This is a genomic window from Candidatus Chloroploca asiatica (assembly GCF_002532075.1).
Lineage (GTDB): Bacteria > Chloroflexota > Chloroflexia > Chloroflexales > Chloroflexaceae > Chloroploca > Chloroploca asiatica.
In genome coordinates, this window is record NZ_LYXE01000024.1 from 32,239 (window position 1) to 52,553 (window position 20,315).

Below are 20,315 nucleotides of genomic sequence, written 5' to 3' on the forward strand. Positions count from 1 at the left end.
AGCCGTATTGGTCTGAAACAGCATCATCCCCCAAAGAGATCGACCGGCAGCCCGCCATCAGAGTCGGTGCTATAGCCAGCGGCGTACGCGACAGCTTCGGCCTTGATGCGTTCTTGGCGTGCCGCGAGCATCTTATTGAGGGCGGCCATATACGCATAGGCCGCGGCCATGATGGTATCGGTATGCACCCCATAGCCACTAAAGATCTGCTGCGCAGCGCGGCGCCCGGTGAGACTGGCGGCGGTACTGGTACTGGCGGCCATATTCAGCCCGGCATGGCCCTGTTCGCGGATGCGCACCGTCACTTCGGCGACGGCATCGAGCCCTTCAGTGATCGCGTTGATCGAGAATTCCATCAATTCATTGGGGCGTTGAATAATGCGGTTGATCGCTTTGTAGATCGCATCAACGGGACCAGTGCCCTGGTCGCTATCAACGCGCACCTGACCATTGGGACCAATCAGGCGCACCGTGGCGGTCGGGATCATCCCGCTGCCCGAGCCATACTGCACATGGTCGAGCGTATAAATATCGGGCGTATGCTGCATCTCGCCGGCAATCAGCGCCTCGATATCACGGTCATCAACGCGCTTCTTACGGTCACAGAGATCCTTAAAGCGGGTGAAGACCTGTTGAAACTCTTCGGTGCTCAGCTTGTAGCCCATTGCCTCAACATGCTTCCGGAACGCATGGCGTCCCGAGTGCTTGCCAAGCACCAGTTCATTGCCATCGAGCCCAACCGTTTCGGCGCTCATAATCTCGTAGGTGAGCCGATTCTTGAGCACGCCATCCTGGTGGATACCCGACTCGTGGGCAAACGCATTTGCGCCAACGATCGCCTTATTGGGTGGCACAGGCACCCCGATAAAGCTTGAGACGAGACGCGAGGCGCGGGCGATCTCGTGGGTATTGATCTGGGTATGCACCTCATAAAATTGACCACGCGTATGGATCGCCATCACGATCTCTTCGAGTGACGCATTGCCGGCCCGCTCGCCGATTCCATTGATCGTACACTCGACTTGGCGTGCACCGTTGCGCATCCCGGCCAGGGAATTGGCGACAGCAACACCAAGGTCATCGTGGCAATGGGTCGAGAGGATGCAGTGCTCGATACCGGGCACGTTCTCGCGGAGATCACGGATCATCGCGCCATACTCATCGGGCGTCAGATAGCCAACGGTGTCGGGAATATTCAGCGTTGTCGCCCCGGCTTCAACGGCGATTCTGACAGCCTCACGCAAAAAGGCCGGATCGCTTCGCCCGGCGTCCATTGGTGAGAACTCAACATCCTCACAGAGCGAGCGGGCATAGGTGACCATGTCGCGGATCACCTCAAGACACTCGGCGCGGGTCTTGCGGAATTGATGCTCGAGGTGAATGTCTGAGGTAGACATAAACGTGTGGATACGTTTCTTCACAGCGGGCTGGATGGCCGTCCAGGCTTTCTCGATATCGTTGCGATCAGCACGGGCGAGCGCCGCAATCACGGGGCCATCGTCCGTACCAACTTCACGGGCGATCTCGTGAACTGCCGCCCAGTCGCCTGGCGAAGCGGCGGGAAAGCCCGCTTCGATAATATCTACCTTCATCCGGGCAAGCTGGCGGGCAACTTCGAGCTTCTCCTCCAACGTCATCGTACAACCGGGGGCCTGCTCGCCATCACGCAGCGTCGTATCGAAGATTCGTACGTGGCTGTCTCCCATATCACCTCTCTTTAGCTTGATCTATACTTATTGGTTTATTCGTCGTCTGTAACCGAAGTTTTCCGACCTTTCGCCCCCCTCCCAACCTCCCCCCGCTGGGGGGAGGCGTCCGGCTCCCTCCCCCAGCGGAGGAGGGCTGGGGAGGGGGCAACAGAAATTAATCTGCTGGGACTAGACCGCGCAGGTCTGCCAGACCTGTGCGGTCTAGTCCCAGCAGACCCTTACGCACCGCCGGTACCGGGTTTGACTTCACGTGGATTGACAAACGGCATCATGCGGCGTAATTCCAGCCCAATGCGCTCGATAGGATGTTCAATATCGGCCTGGCGGCGTGCATTGAAGCGCGGGCGGCCCTGAACATTCTCATCAATCCAATCTTCGGCAAAGGCCCCTGACTGGATATCGGCCAGGATTTGGCGCATCGACTGGCGTGTCTCGTCCGTAATCAGCCTCGGCCCGGCAGTATAGTCGCCCCACTCGGCGGTATCTGAGACCGAGTAGCGCATATAGTTGAGGCCACCCTGATAGAAGAGATCGACGATCAGCTTGAGTTCGTGCATACACTCGAAATAGGCTACCTCGGGCTGATAGCCTGCCTCGACCAGGGTTTCGAAGGCCATCTTGACGAGTGACGACACACCACCACAGAGCACGACCTGTTCACCAAAGAGATCAGTCTCGGTCTCTTCGCCGAAGGTTGTCGTCAGCACACCGGCGCGGGTACAGCCGAGGCCTTTGGCATACGCGAGCGCATCGGCCATGGCTCCGCCGGTTGCATCTTGCTGCACCGCGACGAGTGCCGGAACGCCGCCGCCCTGCGTATAGACCTCGCGGACGCGGTGGCCGGGGGCTTTGGGGGCGACCATGCTCACATCAATGCCCGCCGGGGGGATAATCTGCCCAAACCGGACATTGAAACCGTGGGCAAACATCAGCGTCTTGCCTGGCTCCATATGTGGGGCAATATGATCACGATAGATGTCGGCCTGCCCGATATCAGGTGTGAGTATCATAATCATCTGGGCTTCGCGGGCGGCATCAGCCACACTCATCGGCTTGAGGCCGACCTCTTCCACCTTGCTCCAACTCTTTGACCCAGGATAGAGGCCAACCCGTACATCAAGCCCGCTATCGGTCAAATTACGGGCATGCGCGTGACCCTGGCTCCCGAAACCAATAATGGCAATCGGCTTGTTTTTCAGACGTTCGAGATCGGCCTGCTTGTCGTAAAAGAGCTCCGCCATGATACTGATCTTCTCCACATAAGAGGCAGACGAGGTCTGCCAGGCTTTGCGTACAGGGCACGTTCCCTGTCCGTCTCACATATTGCAGGGCTGATGCCCTGAAGACCCGTGTTGGTACGCGCACTCCGTCCATCTTTTTCTGATGGATCGCCGTCTTTTGGTAAGGGCGCAGCGCGCTGTACCGCAACGAGACAGCGGCGGTTGAAGGGATAACTTCAACCGCCGCTGACTGACGACTCAATTGAGGGTTGGCACCACCCCGCTGCCATTGGTATTCTCGACATACTCGCTGGCGTTATGCCCGCGTGCGCCGCGTACCATCGCGATGCGCCCGGTACGCATCATCTCTTTGATGCCATAGCCACGCACCACTTCGATAAAATTCTCGACCTTGCTCGGCGTACCGGTCATCTCAACAATCATCGTATTGGCCCCAACATCGACGATTTTGGCCTCGAAGACGCCAGAGATCGAAACGATCTCGTGGCGAACCGACGACGGGGCGTGCAATTTGAGCACCACCATCTCACGTTCAACGATGGGATCGTCAGTCACGTCACTAACCTTGATCACCTCGATCAAGCGATAGAGTTGTTTCACCACCTGCTCGACGTGATCCGACTCGATAACCAGCGTGAGGCGGCTGATCTCGGGCTGTTCGCTATGACCGACGGCGAGACTCTCGATATTATAGCCGCGACGGCGGATCAACCCGGCCACACGCGTGAGCACACCGGGACGATCCTGGACAAGCGCGACAATGGTATGTTTTTTCATCGTGCCCTCTACCTTTATTTGTGGGCCTGTGGCCCGACGCTGTTGTGCTGGCGAACCAGGACGGGTGGGAGTAATGTCCCCACTTGCCCAGGGATGCGCACAAGGTCTCAGGCCTTGTGCGCATCCCTGGGCGATTATTATGATGCCTGTGGGTCGACGGTGATCATCTCGCCGATGGAGGCATTTTGCGGCACCATCGGGAAGACATTGACTTCGCGTTCGACGCGGAAATCGATCAAGACCGGGCCATCCGTCGCATAGGCTTCATCAATGGCCGCTTGCACCTGATCGCTATGCTCAACGGTGATGCCCTTCCAGTGATAGGCCTCGGCGAGTTTTGCGAAATCGGGGCCACTGAGGGGCGTCCCACTATAGCGCTTATTCTCGAAGAGCTCTTGCCACTGACGAACCATCCCAAGGTAGCCATTGTTAATGATGGCTACCTTAATATTCTTGATCCCTTCCTGATGGATCGTCGCCATCTCTTGATTGGTCATCTGGAAGCCACCATCGCCACAGATCACCCAGATCGTCTCGTCGGGATGGGCAAGTGCGACGCCCAGCGAAGCGGGCACCGAGAAGCCCATGGTTGCGGCCCCGCCCGAGGTGATATGGGTCCGTGGCCCGGCGTTCCAATCCAGCAACTGGGCGGCCCACATCTGATGCTGACCGACATCGGTCACCACGCGATAATTGCCGCGCAGGGCGAGCGTCTGATTGATTTTCTCGTAGACATCATGCGGGGGCAGGGCCATATGGAGGGTATCGGCCCGATTGACATACTGCTGCTTGCCCTGATGTTTGTCTTGCATCTCGCGGATATGTTCCATCCAATCCGAGGCCGCGCTATGCAGGTCAGCCAGTTCTTCGCGGGCGGGCATCTCTTCAAGCAGGGCGAGCAACGTTGCGCGGGCATCACCGACGATGGGCACGGTCACCTTGACATTCTTGCCAATTTCGGAGGGGTCGATATCAACGTGGATCACTTTGGCATTGGGCGCAAAGGTACTGGCCTTGCCGGTCACGCGGTCATCAAAACGTCCACCGATATTAAAGAGCACATCGCAGGTCTGGATCGCCCGATTGACATGCACCCACCCGTGCATCCCGGGCATGCCAATGCTGAGGGGATGTTCTTCAGGGAACGAGCCAATGCCGTGGAGCGTCGTAATCACCGGAATGCGCAACTTCTCGGCGAAGTGGCGCAGTTCATCGCCAGCGCCCGACATAATCACGCCATTACCGGCAATAATCAAAGGTTTTTTGGCCTGACTGAGGAGTTTGAGGGCTTCACGGATCTGCTTGCGATTGGGCTGATAGGTAGGCTTGTAGCCGGGCAAATTGAGCTTGATATCCCAGTTGGGCACGACACTCTTTTGCATCGCATCTTTTGTAATATCAATCAAGACCGGGCCGGGGCGACCGGTGGTGGCAATATGGATCGCCTCTTTGAAGACATACGCGAGCTCATTCGCATCCTTGACCAGATAATTGTGCTTGGTAATAGGCATCGTAATGCCAGTAATATCGGTCTCCTGGAAGGCATCCTTGCCCAGCACGTGGCTACCAACCTGCCCACAGATCGCCAGCAGGGGTGTGCTATCCATCATCGCATCGGCGATAGGCGTCACCAGATTCGTCACCCCGGGGCCACTGGTCCCGATACAGACACCGATGCGCCCGGTCGAACGTGCATACCCCTCAGCGGCGTGGCCTGCGCCCTGCTCGTGCCGACAGAGCACGTGGCGCAACCGATCACGATACTCCCACATCGCAAAATAGAATGGCATGATGGCCCCACCAGGGATGCCAAACATCACCTCGACCCCCTCGCGGATGAGTGCCTCACACATGATCTGGGCACCGGTCATTTGTTCGGACATGAGCCGTTCCTCCTGACGTTGCGTCTATGTACGACCTGCTGCAAGGCAGTGCGACGATAGACTGGTGACATTAAAAAACCCCCTGGTCGCATCCAGGAGGTTCAGTCTCGCTCACTCTACCAGGCCCGCAGGCTCAACCCCCTAAACACGTTTGCTCCACCCAATAAGGAGGAGTACAAGACCGCTAATAAGGAGTACGAGCACTGATCTGGGAGCCATAAGGGTATTTTCAATCCTTAGATATTGTTCTATCGAACGGGGTTAAGGATACCACAGGTATGGAGTTAATGTCAAACGTCATGCTTCGGCAAACTGCCAGCATTGCTGGCAGTTTGCCGAAGCATGGGGTTATGCTTGTGGTTCTTCGCGGAGGAAGGCGGCGCACTGTTCAGGGAGGGCGGGATTGATCCAGACGCCGCTGCCTAGTTCGAAGCCGGCACTGCGACTGAGGCGAGGGATGATGGCAATATACCAGTGAAAGTAGCCATTTTCTGGCTCTTTGGTTGGCGTTGTGCGAATGATCATGTTGTAGTCGGGATCATTCAGATGGCTATAGAGGCGAAAGAGCACATCGCGGAGGAGTGGTGCCAAATGCATCATCTCTTCGTCGGAGGCGTTGAGAAAGCTCGCACGATGATGGCGGGGCAGGATCCAGATATGGAAGGGTGAAGACGAAGCATAGAGCACAAAGGCGACATAATGATCATTGATCGCAACAATCCGTTCGCCACTGATCAATTCATCATTGAGCATCGTACAAAAGACGCACTGGCCGGTATCATCAAAGAAGCGACGGGCCTCTTCGATGCGGTGTCGGATATTGCCAGGTACAATGGGGAGGCCAATGATCTGGCTATGGGCATGAGGTAACGACGCCCCGGCTCGTTCACCGTGGTTTTTGAAAAAGACAATTTGCTCGATGCGCGTATCGCTGGCAATTTGCTGCCCCCGGCGGCGATACATCAGCAACACATCGCGCACTTCTTCGTCGGTCATCAAGGCGAGCGTTGCATTATGCAGACGGTGCTCAACCAGAACCTCGTGATAGCCAATGCCCGTAATGCGGCGTTCCACGCCATTGAACACCCTGGCGAGCGAGCCGTCGTGGGCGAGGGCGGGGTACTTATTGCGTACAACACGCGTTGTCCACGGGCCATCCTCGGGGTCGCGACAGACCTCAAGATCCAGTTCTTCATTACCGACACAGAAAGGACATGCCGGGTCGTGTTCATGGCGCTCGTGGGTGCGGATGCGATTGCTTGCTTCGGCGTAGGCATTGGGACGGCGTGCCCGCTCGCTGGCAATAATGACCCATTCGCGGGTTGCAATGTTTTGCCGTAGCTCGGCCATGGGCGTTACGATCCTATGCGCGGCCTCCGGTGGCCGTACGGTCTCTTCCCTTCCCGCACAGCATTGCACGGAGGGATGGGCATATCCACCGCCCCTATTGTAGCCGTAAGCACCTGCTCTGCGCAAGGGGCGTACCGATAGAGATACAGTGATTTATGTTACAATACGAAAACTACATGGCTTTTGCCCCCCAAGAGGTGCGCTGTGACCCAGAATGGCCAGGATCGCCCGGTGGTACTGGAGGCGCGCGGGATTACCAAGCGTTTTCCTGGTGTGGTTGCGAATGATAATGTCTCGCTCAAGCTCTTGCAGGGTGAGGTGCTTGCGCTGCTTGGCGAAAATGGCGCGGGCAAATCTACCCTCATGAATATCCTCTATGGACTCTATGGCCAAGATGAGGGTGAGATTTTTGTCAATGGTGCCCCGTTACGCGTGAGTAGTCCTCACGAGTCGATTCAGCGTGGCATTGGTATGGTGCATCAGCACTTTCAGCTCGTGCCGGTGATGACGGTGACCGAGAATGTTATTCTTGGGAATGAGGTCATGCGCCGTGGTCTCCTTGATCGACGCCAGGCCGGGCAGCGCATTCGTGAAATTTCGCAACAGTATGGCTTGCCCGTTGACCCCGAGGCGCTCATTGCTGATCTTGATGTTGGTGCCCAGCAGCGCGTCGAGATTATCAAGGCGCTCTATCGCAATGCCGATATTTTGATTCTCGATGAACCGACGGCGGTGCTGACCCCGCAAGAGGCTGATGATCTGGTGCGCGTGATGCGTACGCTGACGGCGCAAGGCAAGTCGCTGATCTTTATTACCCATAAATTGCGTGAAGTGCTTGAGGTTGCCGATCGCATTATGGTGTTGCGCGGTGGACGCGTTGTTGGTGAGACGACGCCCGCCGAGGCGACTGAGGCGAGTCTTGCTTCGTTGATGGTTGGGCGCACGGTGTTGTTGCGGGTTGACAAAGAAGTGGCACGTCCCGGTGCCCCGGTACTTGAGGTACGGAACTTGCAGGTACGCGATGATCGTCAGTTGATGGCGGTCAATGATGTGAGCTTTGAAGTTCATGCTGGCGAGATCCTTGGCATTGCCGGGGTGCAGGGCAATGGGCAGACCGAGCTAGTGCAGGCCGTGAATGGGTTGCGTTCGGCTGTTGCCGGGTCGATTCGCATTGCCGGTCAGGATGTCACACTGGCAAGTTCGCGGACGGTCAGTGAACTTGGGGTGGCCCATATTCCCGAGGATCGGCAGCGTGATGGTATTATTGCCAGTTATCCTTTGACGGATAATGGGGTGCTCGAATATTATTATCGTGAGCCTTTTGCCCGTGGCATTGTCCGCAATGAGCAGGAGGTGACCAAGCACGCGCAAGACCTGGTGACGCGCTTTGATGTACGTACCCCAGGGGTGCATGTTGCGGCGAGTTCGTTGAGTGGCGGTAATCAGCAGAAATTCATTGTGGCGCGCGAATTCTCGCATCCCCTGAAGCTCTTGATTGCGGCTCAGCCGACCCGTGGCATTGATGTTGGCTCAATTGAGTTTATTCACAATCAGATTGTGCATAAACGTGATGAGGGCGTGGCCGTGCTGGTAGTATCGGCTGAGCTTGATGAGATCCTGGCGCTCTCGGATCGCATCGCGGTGATGTATCACGGGCGGATTGTCGCGATTGTCAACAATGGTGACCTCTCCCGTGCGCAACTGGGCCTTTTGATGGCCGGGGTGAGCCTCAAAGAGGCTATGGTCTTGCAACAGTAGATAGATGAGCGGAGTTTCGCATGGCCGTCGAGGGACGTACTCCTGAACCTGCGCAACCGGCGGGTTTCCGCGCTTTCTGGGCACGCTATTCGCCGTTGTTCGTGCCAATTCTGGCTGTGATTACGGCCCTGATCGTCGGGGCCGTGATTATCGGTATAACCGGGGGCGATTGGCTCGCTGCGTATATCGGGCTCTGGCAAGGTGCGTTTGGTTCGCCACGGGCGTTGGCGAATACGGTGATCCGCAGTACTCCTTATATTATCTGTGGTCTCGCCGTGGCGCTCGCTTTCAAGTCGGGTCTCTTTAATATCGGGGCTGAAGGTCAACTCTATGCCGGGGCGATGTGCGCCGTGGTGATTGGCACCACGCTCAAGTTGCCGCCGATTTTGCACATTCCGATGGGCATTGTGGCGGGTGCTGTGGGTGGGGCTGCATGGGCGGCCATTGCCGGTATTCTCAAGGCGCGGACGGGGGCGCACGAGGTGATCAATACGATCATGCTCAACTATATCGCGCTGCGGCTTACCGACTGGCTGATCCGGAGCCGTCAGCCGCTGTTACTTGGCGATCCGCTTGATACGAGTAGTTCGCGTACCCCGTTTATTGCCGAGTCGATGCGTCTGCCCAATATCCGCCTCGGTGAGACGACGGCGTTGCACGCTGGCATTCTGATGGCGATCATCCTGGTCTTTTTGGTGGCCTGGTTTTTGAATCGCACCACGATTGGCTTTGAGTTGCGCACCTCGGGCACCAATCCGAATGCGGCGAAGTATGCCGGCATCAGTGTTCCCAAAACGATTGTCCTTGCCATGGTGCTGTCGGGCAGCCTGGCTGGTCTGGCGGGGGCCGGCGAGGTGATGGGTGTGCGCTATGCGGTGAGCACCGATTTTATTTCGGGCGTCGGCTTTGATGCGATTGCCGTGGCACTATTGGCGCGCTCGAATCCGATTGGCATCCTCTTTTCTGGGTTGCTCTGGGGGGCTTTGCTCACCGGGGCACGGTTGATGCAGGTGCGCGCCGGGATTTCCATTGATGTGATTCGCATTATTCAGGCGCTCATTATTATGTTTATCGCCGCTGACCAGATTGTGCGCTGGATGTACCGCATTCCTCAACGCAAACCTGGTGAAGAGGTGTTGATCAGCAAGGGTTGGGGCGGGTAGATGATCTTCATGTACTCCTCTGCGTAGCAGCGGCTTGGCCGCTGCTACGCAGAGGTCTCTTCACGTTGTTTGCTCGAGCGCGTCAAGCAAGGTGATCATGTCGTCATAGGCGAATTCATAGGCCATTGCTTCGATTTGCTGGTCAACCGAAGCTTCGAAGGGCTTGATCTGGGTGGCGAGTGCATTGATCGCGCTCAGATCGCCGAGCATGATGGCGTCGCGGAGTTGATGCAAGAGTGCTGGTGGGATCATTTGCGTGGGGAACCAGGACGGCCGGACGGATCAGATTATGGCGTCCGGTATACGCAAGCACAAAGACAACGGCTCCGAAGGCAACAAAGGCCACAAATGAGAAGCGGATATGATTGATTAGCGCTTTAGAAGTTATTATTGAAAGGCTTGTTCTATGGCATATGCCCGCATGATGGGTGCTGAGGTCAAACGGAACGAAGATCCACGCTTGATACAGGGAGCTGGTACCTATGTTGGCGATCTCACGCTTCCTGGGATGCTCTATGTAGCGGTGGTACGGAGCCCCTATGCGCACGCGTCGGTGCTCGGCTTTGACCTTGCCGAGGCGCTGGCAATGCCGGGTGTGGTGACGATTGTAACGGGGAACGATCTGCTCGAGCAATGTGAGCCGTTGCCTCTGGCGACCTCGGGCGAAGGTGAGCATGGTGATGTGAGTTATACCGGGAGGACGCGCTATACACTGGCCGTCGAGCGTGTGCGTTATGTTGGCGAGGCGGTCGCGGCCGTTGTCGCTGCGTCGTATGCCGAGGCGGTTGATGCCGCCTATGCGGTCGTGGTTGACTATGACCCCTTGCCGGTCGTGGCTGATCCATTGCGGGCGCTGGAGCCAGATGCGCCAGTGATTTTTACTGGGTTGGCTGATAATCTTGATCATCGCCGTCGCCGTCAGCGCGGTGACGTTGTTACTGCTTTTGCCAATGCCCATCGCCTTGTTCGTCAGCGCATGGTCAATCAACGCCTGTGCGGCTTTCCGCTTGAGGGTCGGGCCGTCGTTGCGGTGCCGGATCACATGACGGGTGGGTTGACGGTCTATACCAGTACCCAGACACCACATCAAATTCGGACGGAACTGGCCAAAGTCTTGCGCATGAGTGTTAGCCAACTGCGCGTGATTGCGCCAGATGTTGGGGGCGGCTTTGGGGTCAAGATCGGGCTCTACCCGGAAGAGGTGTTGTGTGCCGCGTTGGCGCAGCGGCTCAAGACCCCGGTGCGCTGGGTGGAAGAGCGGATGGAGCACATGCAGGCGACGACCCACGGGCGCGGCCAGGTGGCCGAGCTCGAGGCGGCGGTTGAAGCTGATGGGACGGTGACGGCGCTGCGCATGCAGATTATCGCTGACCTGGGGGCCTACCCGCTGGCCCCGGGTTTGCCCGATCTTACCACGGCGATGGGCGTGGGGGTGTACAAGATCCCGGCAGTGGATCTCGAAGCGATCTCGGTCTACACCAACACCACCCCGGTTGCGGCCTACCGTGGGGCAGGGCGGCCCGAGGCGGCCTATTATATCGAGCGTTTGATGGACTGCATTGCCGTTGAACTTGGGCTTGATCCGGTAGCGGTGCGTCGGCGAAACTTCATCCCGCCCGACGCTTTTCCTTACAAGACCCCGACGGGTTTGACCTACGATACCGGCGAATATGATCGGGCGCTCAGCAAAGCGTTAGAACTGGCGCGTTACGAGGAATTGCGGCGTGAACAGGTAGCCCGTCGCCAGGCGGATGATCCGGTTGCGCTTGGCATTGGTTTGGCCTGCTATGTCGAAATGTGTGGCTTTGGCCCCTACGAGAGTGCGCAGATTAAAGTGGAGCCGACCGGCTCGGTGACGGTGACAACCGGCATTTCGCCGCACGGCCAGGGTACCGGGACGACCTTTGCGCAGATTGTGGCTGACCAGATCGGGGCTGATTTTGCGCAGATCGTCGTGCGTCACGGCGATACGGCGACAACCCCAATGGGCATTGGCACGATGGGTTCGCGCTCGCTGGCCGTTGGGGGCGGGGCCTTGATGCGTGCGGCGGAGGTCATTCGGACGAAAGCGATGCGCTTGGCCGCCTACATCCTCGAAGTGTCTCCCGAAGAGATTGAACTGGTCGAGGGGCGTTACCAAGAGCGAGGTGTCCCGAGCAATAGCTTGACCCTGGCCGACCTTGCCCGACGCGCGTACAGCAATAAGCTCCCGCCCGACCTTGATCCGGGCCTGGAGGCGACCGACTATTTTCGGCCACCCGAATTAATTTACCCCTTTGGGGCCCATGTGGCGGTGGTTGAAGTTGACCTGGCGACGGGCCACGTTCACCTGCGCAACTACTACTCGGTCGACGACTGTGGCCCGCGCATCAGCCCGATCATTGTGGCCGGCCAGGTGCATGGCGGCTTGGCGCAGGGCATTGCCCAGGCGCTGCTGGAAGAGGTTGTCTATGACGCCAATGGACAATTGCTGACCGGTTCCCTGATGGACTATGCTCTTCCACGGGCCGACATCTTTCCTGCCTTTACGCTGGACAAAACCGAAACGCCGACGCCGCTCAACCCGCTGGGCGTCAAAGGCATTGGCGAAGCCGCCACCATCGGCTCGACCCCGGCGATCACCAACGCCGTCATGGACGCCCTTGCGCACCTGGGCATTCGCCATCTTGATATGCCGCTGCGTTCCGAAAAGATCTGGCGTGCGTTGCGTGCGAGGGTGTAGGGTGCTCTTTCAGGATGCCAGCGAGGCTGGCATCCTGAAAGAGGTTGTTGCAAAGGCCGCCTCCGGCGGTGGGGTATGGAGCGGTGAAGCCGCTCTAATGCCTCAGGGGTGGGTGATGCGAATATCAACGACCTGCTCGACGAGCGGCGTAATGAGCGCACGCACCTGATCAGGGGTAAGGCCGTGAACCTTGAAAGTAACGGTACTATTGGCTGAGGTATCACCGGCGAAGGTACCGAGGGCAAGAATATTGCCGCCAGCGCTGGCAAGCGCCTGGGTAAGCTTGGCCAGTTGACCGGGCTCATCAACCATATGGACAGCACAGCGTACGCCTGCGTCGCGGGCCCCCATCAGTTCAAGCAAAATCTTGAACAGATCGGTCTCGGTGATCATTCCGACGACATCATTATTGCGCACCACCGGTAGGCCGCCGATACGCTGATCGGCCATGATGCGCGACGCTTCTTCGATCGGCGTATCTTCGCTAACGGTCAGGACTTGGCGGTTCATATAGGACTCGACCGTCAATTTGCTCAACAGATAGTTGAGTTCCCACACGCTCAAGGTTGTTGCCTGTGAGGGCGATGCATTGAGCAGATCCTTCATCGAAACGATGCCAACCAAGCGTCCATGGTGAATCACCGGTGCGCGGCGGATGTGTTCGGTGCGCATCAAGTGCAGCGCATCGTGGATCGTGGTTTCAGGTGTTACACTAATGACCGGATGACTCATGCGTTCCCCGACGAACATGGCTACCTCCTCGTACGCCATGCTGGCACCATTGGTCTCTTGTGCCGTTGCCAGCAATGGATTGATAACAACACTGTACTATAGCATAGATGCTTGATTTTGTTTGGTTCATTTTCGCGGCGAAGCCGCGAAAATGAACCAAACAGTAGGGTTGGGGCGCACTGGCAGCGGGGGTTGGGCGTATCCAGTATAATGATCTCTTAACGTAGCTGTGGTGAAGGTTGAGGAGCGCATATGGACGATGTCGTCATTGTGGGTGCTGCGAGGACACCGATTGGGAAATTCAATGGTGCGTATGCAGGTATATCTGCGGTCGATCTTGGTGCTGCGGCGATTCGTGCTGCGGTGAGTCGGGCGGGCATTGACCCTGCGCTGGTAGACGAGTGCATTATGGGCAATGTGGTGAGTACGGCGCTTGGTCAGGCCCCGGCTCGTCAGGCGGCGATCAAGGGTGGGTTGCCGCATACCGTTGGGGGCTTGACGATCAACAAAGTGTGTGGCAGTAGTCTGAAAGCGGTGATGCTTGCCGCCGCGATGATCCGTGCGGGTGACGCCGAGGTGATTGTGGCCGGTGGGATGGAGCATATGAGCGGGGCACCGTATGCGTTGCCCAGTGCGCGTCATGGCTATCGTCTGGGCAACGGTGAGTTGCTTGATGTGATGGTGCATGATGGTCTCTGGTGTGCGTTTGAGCATCAGCATATGGGGGTTGCGGCTGAATGGATTGCGCGGACGCAACGGGTGACGCGTACACAGCAGGATACGTTTGCGTTGCAGTCACACGAGCGAGCGGTTGCGGCGATCGATGCCGGTCGTTTTGCTGCCGAAATTGCCCCCGTGACGGTGCCAGGCCCCAAGGGGACGATGCTGACCATCGAGCATGACGAGAATCCACGGCGTGATACCAATCTCGCGTCATTGGGCAAGTTGCGCCCGGCTTTTGCCGAACAGGGGAGTGTGACCGCCGGCAATGCGCCTGGCATTACCGATGGAGCGGCGGCCGTCGTGGTGATGGGGGCGACACGGGCGGCTCAGCTTGGCCTGACGCCATTGGCGCGTCTCGAGCAGATGGCGCAGGCGGCAGTGCCTCCACTCGAGGTCTTTACCGCACCGCCTTTTGCGCTTGAGAAGGTGATGGCGCGGGCCGGACGGATCGTTGATGACTATGATCTCTTTGAAATCAACGAGGCGTTTGCCGCTCAGGTGATTGCGAATATTCGCGTGGCCGGTCTTGACCCCGACCGGGTGAATGTGAACGGTGGCGCGATTGCGCTTGGGCATCCGATCGGGGCCAGCGGGGCCCGTGTGCTCGTGACGTTGATCTATGCGTTGCGCGAGCGCGGTGGGCAACGGGGGATCGCTGCCCTCTGTTTGGGTGGCGGCGAGGCCGTGGCCCTCGGGATCGAGCGCGTGGCTTGAGGGTGAGCGTCTGGGCTGCGAGCAAGAAGTGATGGTGACCTAATGAGAAGAGCACACGCACGGGCGTCACTGGTTCGGTATGCATGGCTGTCGATCAGCGCCTCGGTGATTGTGATTGGCTTGAAAACTGGGGCCTATCTGATCACGGGCTCGGTCGGCTTGCTCTCGGATGCGCTTGAGTCGGTGACGAACCTTGTTGCTGCTGTGGTGGCGCTCGTTGTTCTGACGATTGCTGCCCGTCCGCCTGACGAAGAGCATGCGTATGGTCACGACAAGGCCGAATATTTTTCGAGTGGCGTTGAAGGCGGGTTGATTCTGCTGGCGGCGGTAACGATTATGTATACCGCCGTCCGTCGCTTGCTCGACCCACAGCCAATTGAAGGCGTCGGGCTTGGTCTGGCGATTGCGATCGTTGCGTCGCTGATCAATCTGGGGGTCGCTCGTATTCTGATGCAAGCCGGTAAGCAGTATAACTCGATTACCCTGGAGGCCGATGGGCACCATTTGATGACAGATGTCTGGACGTCAGTGGGTGTCGTTGTGGGGGTTGGTGCCGTGGCACTGACCGGTTGGCATCGTCTCGATCCAATGATTGCGATCATCGTAGCCGCCAATATCATCTGGTCCGGGTTCAAATTACTGCAACGCTCGGCGCTGGGCTTGCTTGATACGGCGGTGCCTTTGTCAGAACGCTCGCAGGTGATGGCGATCCTCGATGCCTATGCGGCGCGCGATGGCGTTCAGTTCCATGCATTGCGGACACGGCAGGCCGCTTCGCGCCGTTTTGTTTCGGTGCATGTGCTGGTGCCTGGCTGGTGGACTGTCATGCATGGGCATCGGTTGATTGAAGAGATCGAGCGTGATGTGTGTGAAGCCTTGCCCGGTACGACCTTTTTTACCCACCTCGAACCACTTGATGATCCCCTCTCGTTTGCCGATCAGCAGCTTGATCGGGAAAACTTTATCCAGAAATAAGCATTTCATATGACACCAGGTCTTGATGCCACGATCCTCGCCGATGCACTACGTTCGTTATCGTTGCCGCGTACGGTCTATACCTATGGCAGTATTGGCTCGACCATGGATCTAGCGCGACCGCTGCTGAAAACATTGCCGCCTGAGCAGTTCCCCATTCTACTGGTCGCAGATGAGCAACGCACCGGGCGTGGGCGGAAGGGACGCCCCTGGATGGCTCCGCCGGGCTCCGCCTTGCTTTTATCGCTGGTGCTACAGCCGACCTGGTTGAAACCCTCCGAAGCCGTCTATCTGGTCTGGATGGCGGCGGTCGCGCTCTGTGAAGCAATCGAGACGGTTACACCGTTGCAACCGGTGTTGAAGTGGCCGAACGATCTGTTGCTGGCCACGCCGTCACCCGCAGGCCCCACCCTGTCTAAAGCAGCAGGCTTGTTGTTGGAAATCAACAGTACAGCCGAGTACCTGGCGTGGGCGATCATTGGCTGTGGGGTCAACCTGACATCGGCCCCGCCAGCCGACCAGACCAGGTATCCCGCGACGAGTCTGGCGGCTGCCGGAGCAGAGATTGATCGGATGGCGCTGTTGATCGCCCTGATGCAGCGGATTGATGGGTGGTATCAGCGGCTTGCTGCGGGCGAGCGTGACGTCCTCTTTAGGGCCTGGCGGTCGCGTCTGGTGACCCTGGGTCAGCAGGTTCGTATCGAGACCGCTGATGGACTGGTGAGCGGCCTGGCCGAGCAAGTTGAGCCTGATGGAACGCTGCTGGTGCGTCAGGCGAGCGGGGAACTTTATCCAGTAACGACGGGTGATGTGGGTTTATAGCCAATACCTTACGTTGCAATGTTGTCACTGGATGGCCTATAATAGACAGGGTAGCAAAACAACGAATTGCCTTTATCCAGGAGATGCGTAGATATGCCGTTTTCGCGAAGGCGCCTTGTTTTTAGCGCCGCAGCCCTGAGTGGCCTGCTTGTGGTAGCTCTGTTGCTACGTCTCGGCTTTCAATGGCGTCAGGCAATTGCTGATATTGACTCCATGATCGTGACCTCTGGCCCTGTTGATGTGCAGGGAGGATCATCATTTCAATACAACGAATGGTCAACAGCGGATTTCCTTTCGAAACAATCAGCCCGGATGACGCATCGCGGTGGATCGTCACAGCCGGTCACCGTGCAACCAGCGCCTACGCTGGCCCAATCAACCCTCAATATTCTATTGCTTGGGACTGATGCTCGTCCTGGTGATGTTGATCCAACCCGTACTGATGCGATTATTCTGGTGCGGATTGACCGGGACAATGGGCGGGTCAGTATGCTCTCGTTGCCCCGTGATCTCTGGGTGACGTATCCGACCGGTACCTCGGGACGCATCAATGCGGCCTATGCGGTGGGTGAGTTGCAACTCGGTGCAGGCGGTGGGGCGGCGGTCGCGAAAGCAACGGTTGGCCGTCTGCTCAATCTTGAAGTTGACAACTATGTCATGCTCAATTTTGACAGCTTTCGGAACTTGATTGATTATATCGACGGCATTGAAGTTGATGTGCCTGAGGCGATCTTTGATCCCAAGTTTCCGACTGAGGACTATGGCATGGTCGAAGTGCGTTTCGACGCCGGGCAACAGTGGTTTGACGGCGAACGTGCGCTGACTTATGCGCGCACCCGCAATGTTGATAGTGATTTTGGCCGTAATCAACGCCAACAACTGGTGCTCATTGCCATTTTTGAACGTCTGAGCCAGCGCGGGATGCTCGATCGGATCATCGGAGTGGATAACTATACCCAGATGATGCGCGGTTATGTGCAGACCGATCTGAGTCGGCGGCAGATTCTGGCGCTGGCCAATTTTGCCGGCGAGATCAGCATTGAAGATTTGCATCGCTATGCGATTGATTCGCGCATGATCGTTGAACTGAAAGATCCGGCAACATTTGCGGCTGAACCAGTCGCTTTGCGGCGGGTCGTGCGTGAGTTTACTGGTGAGGTTGTCTCAACGGCTGGTGGCAATTAGTGGCTGATGCGCCCTCTGTGCGTGGTACCGAGCCGGGCGGAGCGCTACGTGGGGTGGCGATCGCAGCGGTGCTGATTGCCCTTGGCAATATCGCGAGCCGTCTGGTTGGCTTTCTGCGTGATAGTACGATTGCCTTCTATTTCGCCCGCGGGGTTGAGGTTGATGCCTTCCAGGTGGCCTGGACGGTGCCGAGCACGATCTACGATCTTTTGATTGCGGGGGCGGTGAGTGCCGCGCTGGTGCCCGTCTTTTCGTCGTATGCTGAAGGCGACCACGACGAGTTCTGGCGGGTGGTCTCGGGGGTCTTCACGGTTGCCCTGGCTGCCTTGACGGCGCTGACGGCCCTGGCTGTTTGGCAGGCCCCGCTGGTGGTGGCCCTGCTGACGCGCCCCGACCAGGCCGAGTTGCGTGCGTTGGCGACGCCGCTGGTGCGCCTGTTGATGCCGGCTGTCCTGCTGATGGGCTTGTCGGGCCTGGCAACGGCGGTGCTCCATGCTCAGCAGCGGTTTCTTCTGCCTGCCTTTGTGATGGTGACGTTCAATGTAGGCATGGTCGCAGGCATTGTGTTGCTCCACGATCGCTTTGGTATCAACAGCCTGGCGTTTGGGGCGTTGCTTGGTGCTGTTGGGCAGGTGCTGTTGCAGATCCCAGGCTTGCGCGGTGCACGGTTACGCCTGGGCAGCGGATTGGATCATCCGGCGCTGCGCCGGATCTTGCGTCTCTATGCGCCGGTGGCCCTGGGGATCGGGTTTTCGGTGCTGGGCACCGTGATTGACCGCTGGCTCGCCTCGGGCTATGAAGCGGCGCTGGGCACGATGCGTTATGCAACGACGTTGATCCAGTTTCCGCTGGGCCTTGTTGCTTCGGCGGTGGCGCTGGCCGTCTTGCCGACGCTGGCGCGGCAGAGTGAGGCCCAGGATGAGGCGAGTTTTCAGACGACGCTGGCGATGGGGCTCAAGGTGGTGCTGTTGTTGATCTTGCCAGCGACGGCGGGCCTGTTGGTGCTTGCCGAGCCGCTGGTGGCCCTGACCTATGAACGGGGGCGCTTTTCGGCGGCTGACACGGCGGCGACGGCGATGGCGTTGCGTTTCTATCTGCCGGGTTTGCCGGCTGCGGCGCTTGATCAAGTCTTGATTTTTGCCTTCTATGCCCGCAAAAATACGTTGACCCCCAACCTGATCCAGGGTGCAGCTATTGGGGTCTATTTGCTGGTCGCCTTGCCCCTGATCTGGTTTACGCACCTGGGTTTTCTCGGGTTGGTCCTGGCCAACTCGGCGCAATGGATCGGGCATGCCGTGATTACGTGGGTCTTGCTGACGCGAACCGTACCGCTGCGTGGCCTGCGCCTTGGTGAGGCAGCACTGAAAGGCCTTGGGGCTAGTGGCCTGATGGCCGCAGTGGTCGTGGCCCTCGCGTTGCTCACCGCGAATCTCCCGCTTGTTGTCCAGATTCTGGTGGCAGGAACGGGCGGGGTGCTGTGCTATCTCGTGCTTTGCCTGACCTTCCGCATCGAAGCGGCCGGTTTTTTCTTCCAGGCCCTCAGAACCCGCGTACAACGGTAGTAAAGCGCACAAACATGCGCTTTCTGCTTTTCAGATCGGCCTGAGTATGGTATAATAGAATATCAATGAGGAGGCCGGATTGAGCATTGCAACGCCTAAAAACCTGTCTCTGACTGACATCATCAGTGCAGGCTACCGTGCGCTTCATCGCAGGCTTTGGGTAATGCTGATCCCGGCCCTGATGGGCGGGTACCTCTGGCTTGGGGCACCGATTGCGCTGACGCCGCTGGCGACAGGCGTGCAAACTGATCTGGCGATGGTCGGAGAACTGATCGGGCAAGAGGGGGAAGGGGTGCGTCTCGCGCAGGCGGTACTGATGACCGATCTGCGTTTAGCGCTTGCCTGGCTCAATTTTGTCCCGATGCTTGCGCCAACGGAAGGGCCGGTTGTGCCACTTATGGGCCTAGAGCACCAGGTGAACTGGCCGCGCATGCTGCTGACGATTGGGGTGGTCAATCTGCTGGCGTTGGTATTTAGTAGCTATTTTTTGACCCTGTTGAGTGAATCTGTCAGTGGGGTGTATCTGCCGCTCGTTGGTTCGCTGCAGCGCGCCTTTGCTGTGGCGCTTGCGCTGGTGGGGTACTGGTTGGTATTGGCCGGGATTGGGTTGTTGCTAGCCCTGCCCTTTCTGGCCCTCTCGATCATTGTGATTGTGGCCTTGCCGGGGACAGCCCTGGCGATTCTGTTAGCCTGGTATATAGTGCTCTTCTGGGCGTATATCTATACCTGCTTTGCTCCTGAGGCGATCCTGCTGAGTCGGGTCGGCCCGTTGCAGGCGATTGTCGCCAGCATCAATGTTGTCCGTCACAATCTGGCTGACACCCTGATTTTGCTCTTGCTCAACCTGTTGATTGTCAATGGTCTGGGGCTTGTCTGGCGGCAACTTGCCACGATGCCGGTCGGTTTGCCGGTGGCGCTGCTTGGCAGCGCGTATATTGGGAGTGGCCTGACGGCTGCTCGGATGGAGTTTTATCGTGCGCATCTTGCGCGCTAACATAG

At 58.0% G+C, this 20,315-nt stretch carries 16 protein-coding genes; 9 read left to right on the forward strand and 7 right to left on the reverse strand.

All coding sequences use genetic code 11. The features are described 5' to 3' along the window. Nucleotides 1–23: 23 nt before the first annotated feature. The 5 genes from A9Q02_RS01930 to A9Q02_RS01950 form a co-directional block, all read right to left on the reverse strand. Complete coding sequence (locus A9Q02_RS01930; protein WP_097650688.1) at nt 24–1,706, reverse strand: 2-isopropylmalate synthase; 1,683 nt, start codon at nt 1,704–1,706, stop codon at nt 24–26. A gap of 221 nt (nt 1,707–1,927) precedes the next feature. Continuing rightward, on the reverse strand, nt 1,928–2,950 hold the full coding sequence (gene ilvC, locus A9Q02_RS01935; protein WP_097650689.1) for a ketol-acid reductoisomerase: 1,023 nt from the start codon (nt 2,948–2,950) through the stop codon (nt 1,928–1,930). A 237-nt stretch (nt 2,951–3,187) separates the two neighbouring features. After that, nucleotides 3,188–3,727, reverse strand: coding sequence for an acetolactate synthase small subunit (ilvN, locus tag A9Q02_RS01940; RefSeq protein WP_097650690.1), 540 nt, complete (start codon nt 3,725–3,727; stop codon nt 3,188–3,190). Nucleotides 3,728–3,864: 137 nt separating this feature from the next. Further along, nucleotides 3,865–5,610, reverse strand: a complete 1,746-nt coding sequence (gene ilvB / locus A9Q02_RS01945) for a biosynthetic-type acetolactate synthase large subunit (RefSeq protein ID WP_097650691.1) — start codon at nt 5,608–5,610, stop codon at nt 3,865–3,867. A 348-nt stretch (nt 5,611–5,958) separates the two neighbouring features. Then, nucleotides 5,959–6,960, reverse strand: coding sequence for a galactose-1-phosphate uridylyltransferase (locus A9Q02_RS01950; RefSeq protein ID WP_097650692.1), 1,002 nt, complete (start codon nt 6,958–6,960; stop codon nt 5,959–5,961). A gap of 204 nt (nt 6,961–7,164) precedes the next feature. Between A9Q02_RS01950 and A9Q02_RS01955 the strand changes: the two genes are divergently transcribed. Together A9Q02_RS01955 and A9Q02_RS01960 are read left to right on the forward strand one after the other, a co-directional pair. Then, nucleotides 7,165–8,718, forward strand: coding sequence for an ABC transporter ATP-binding protein (locus tag A9Q02_RS01955; RefSeq protein WP_097650693.1), 1,554 nt, complete (start codon nt 7,165–7,167; stop codon nt 8,716–8,718). Nucleotides 8,719–8,738: 20 nt separating this feature from the next. Beyond that, nucleotides 8,739–9,881, forward strand: coding sequence for an ABC transporter permease (locus tag A9Q02_RS01960; protein WP_097650694.1), 1,143 nt, complete (start codon nt 8,739–8,741; stop codon nt 9,879–9,881). A gap of 60 nt (nt 9,882–9,941) precedes the next feature. Here A9Q02_RS01960 and A9Q02_RS01965 read toward each other — a convergent pair whose 3' ends face one another. Next, nucleotides 9,942–10,133: a hypothetical protein gene (locus A9Q02_RS01965; RefSeq protein ID WP_097650695.1), complete on the reverse strand. Its 192-nt coding sequence runs from the start codon at nt 10,131–10,133 to the stop codon at nt 9,942–9,944. A 154-nt stretch (nt 10,134–10,287) separates the two neighbouring features. Between A9Q02_RS01965 and A9Q02_RS01970 the strand changes: the two genes are divergently transcribed. Continuing rightward, nucleotides 10,288–12,603, forward strand: coding sequence for a xanthine dehydrogenase family protein molybdopterin-binding subunit (locus tag A9Q02_RS01970; protein ID WP_097650696.1), 2,316 nt, complete (start codon nt 10,288–10,290; stop codon nt 12,601–12,603). A 102-nt stretch (nt 12,604–12,705) separates the two neighbouring features. Here the strand turns inward: A9Q02_RS01970 and A9Q02_RS01975 are convergent, their stop codons facing one another. Next, complete coding sequence (locus A9Q02_RS01975) at nt 12,706–13,374, reverse strand: CBS and ACT domain-containing protein (RefSeq protein ID WP_245860194.1); 669 nt, start codon at nt 13,372–13,374, stop codon at nt 12,706–12,708. 213 nt (nt 13,375–13,587) lie between these two features. Here A9Q02_RS01975 and A9Q02_RS01980 point away from each other — a divergent pair, with 213 nt between their 5' ends. From A9Q02_RS01980 to A9Q02_RS02005, 6 genes are all read left to right on the forward strand, one after another. After that, the gene (locus A9Q02_RS01980; RefSeq protein ID WP_097650698.1) at nt 13,588–14,772 is read left to right on the forward strand and encodes an acetyl-CoA C-acetyltransferase; all 1,185 of its coding nucleotides are present in this window, start codon (nt 13,588–13,590) and stop codon (nt 14,770–14,772) included. Between the two features lie 42 nt (nt 14,773–14,814). Then, complete coding sequence (locus A9Q02_RS01985) at nt 14,815–15,747, forward strand: cation diffusion facilitator family transporter (RefSeq protein WP_097650699.1); 933 nt, start codon at nt 14,815–14,817, stop codon at nt 15,745–15,747. A 9-nt stretch (nt 15,748–15,756) separates the two neighbouring features. Then, nucleotides 15,757–16,569 carry a biotin--[acetyl-CoA-carboxylase] ligase gene (locus A9Q02_RS01990; RefSeq protein ID WP_097650700.1) on the forward strand — a complete coding sequence of 271 codons (813 nt, stop codon included), beginning with the start codon at nt 15,757–15,759 and terminating at the stop codon, nt 16,567–16,569. Between the two features lie 93 nt (nt 16,570–16,662). After that, the gene (locus tag A9Q02_RS01995) at nt 16,663–17,754 is read left to right on the forward strand and encodes an LCP family protein (RefSeq protein ID WP_097650701.1); all 1,092 of its coding nucleotides are present in this window, start codon (nt 16,663–16,665) and stop codon (nt 17,752–17,754) included. A 17-nt stretch (nt 17,755–17,771) separates the two neighbouring features. Then, the gene (murJ, locus tag A9Q02_RS02000) at nt 17,772–19,316 is read left to right on the forward strand and encodes a murein biosynthesis integral membrane protein MurJ (protein ID WP_097650740.1); all 1,545 of its coding nucleotides are present in this window, start codon (nt 17,772–17,774) and stop codon (nt 19,314–19,316) included. A gap of 79 nt (nt 19,317–19,395) precedes the next feature. Then, nucleotides 19,396–20,310 (forward strand): hypothetical protein, encoded by a 915-nt coding sequence (locus tag A9Q02_RS02005; protein ID WP_141508661.1) that lies wholly within the window; start codon nt 19,396–19,398, stop codon nt 20,308–20,310. The last annotated feature ends 5 nt before the right edge of the window (nt 20,311–20,315 follow it).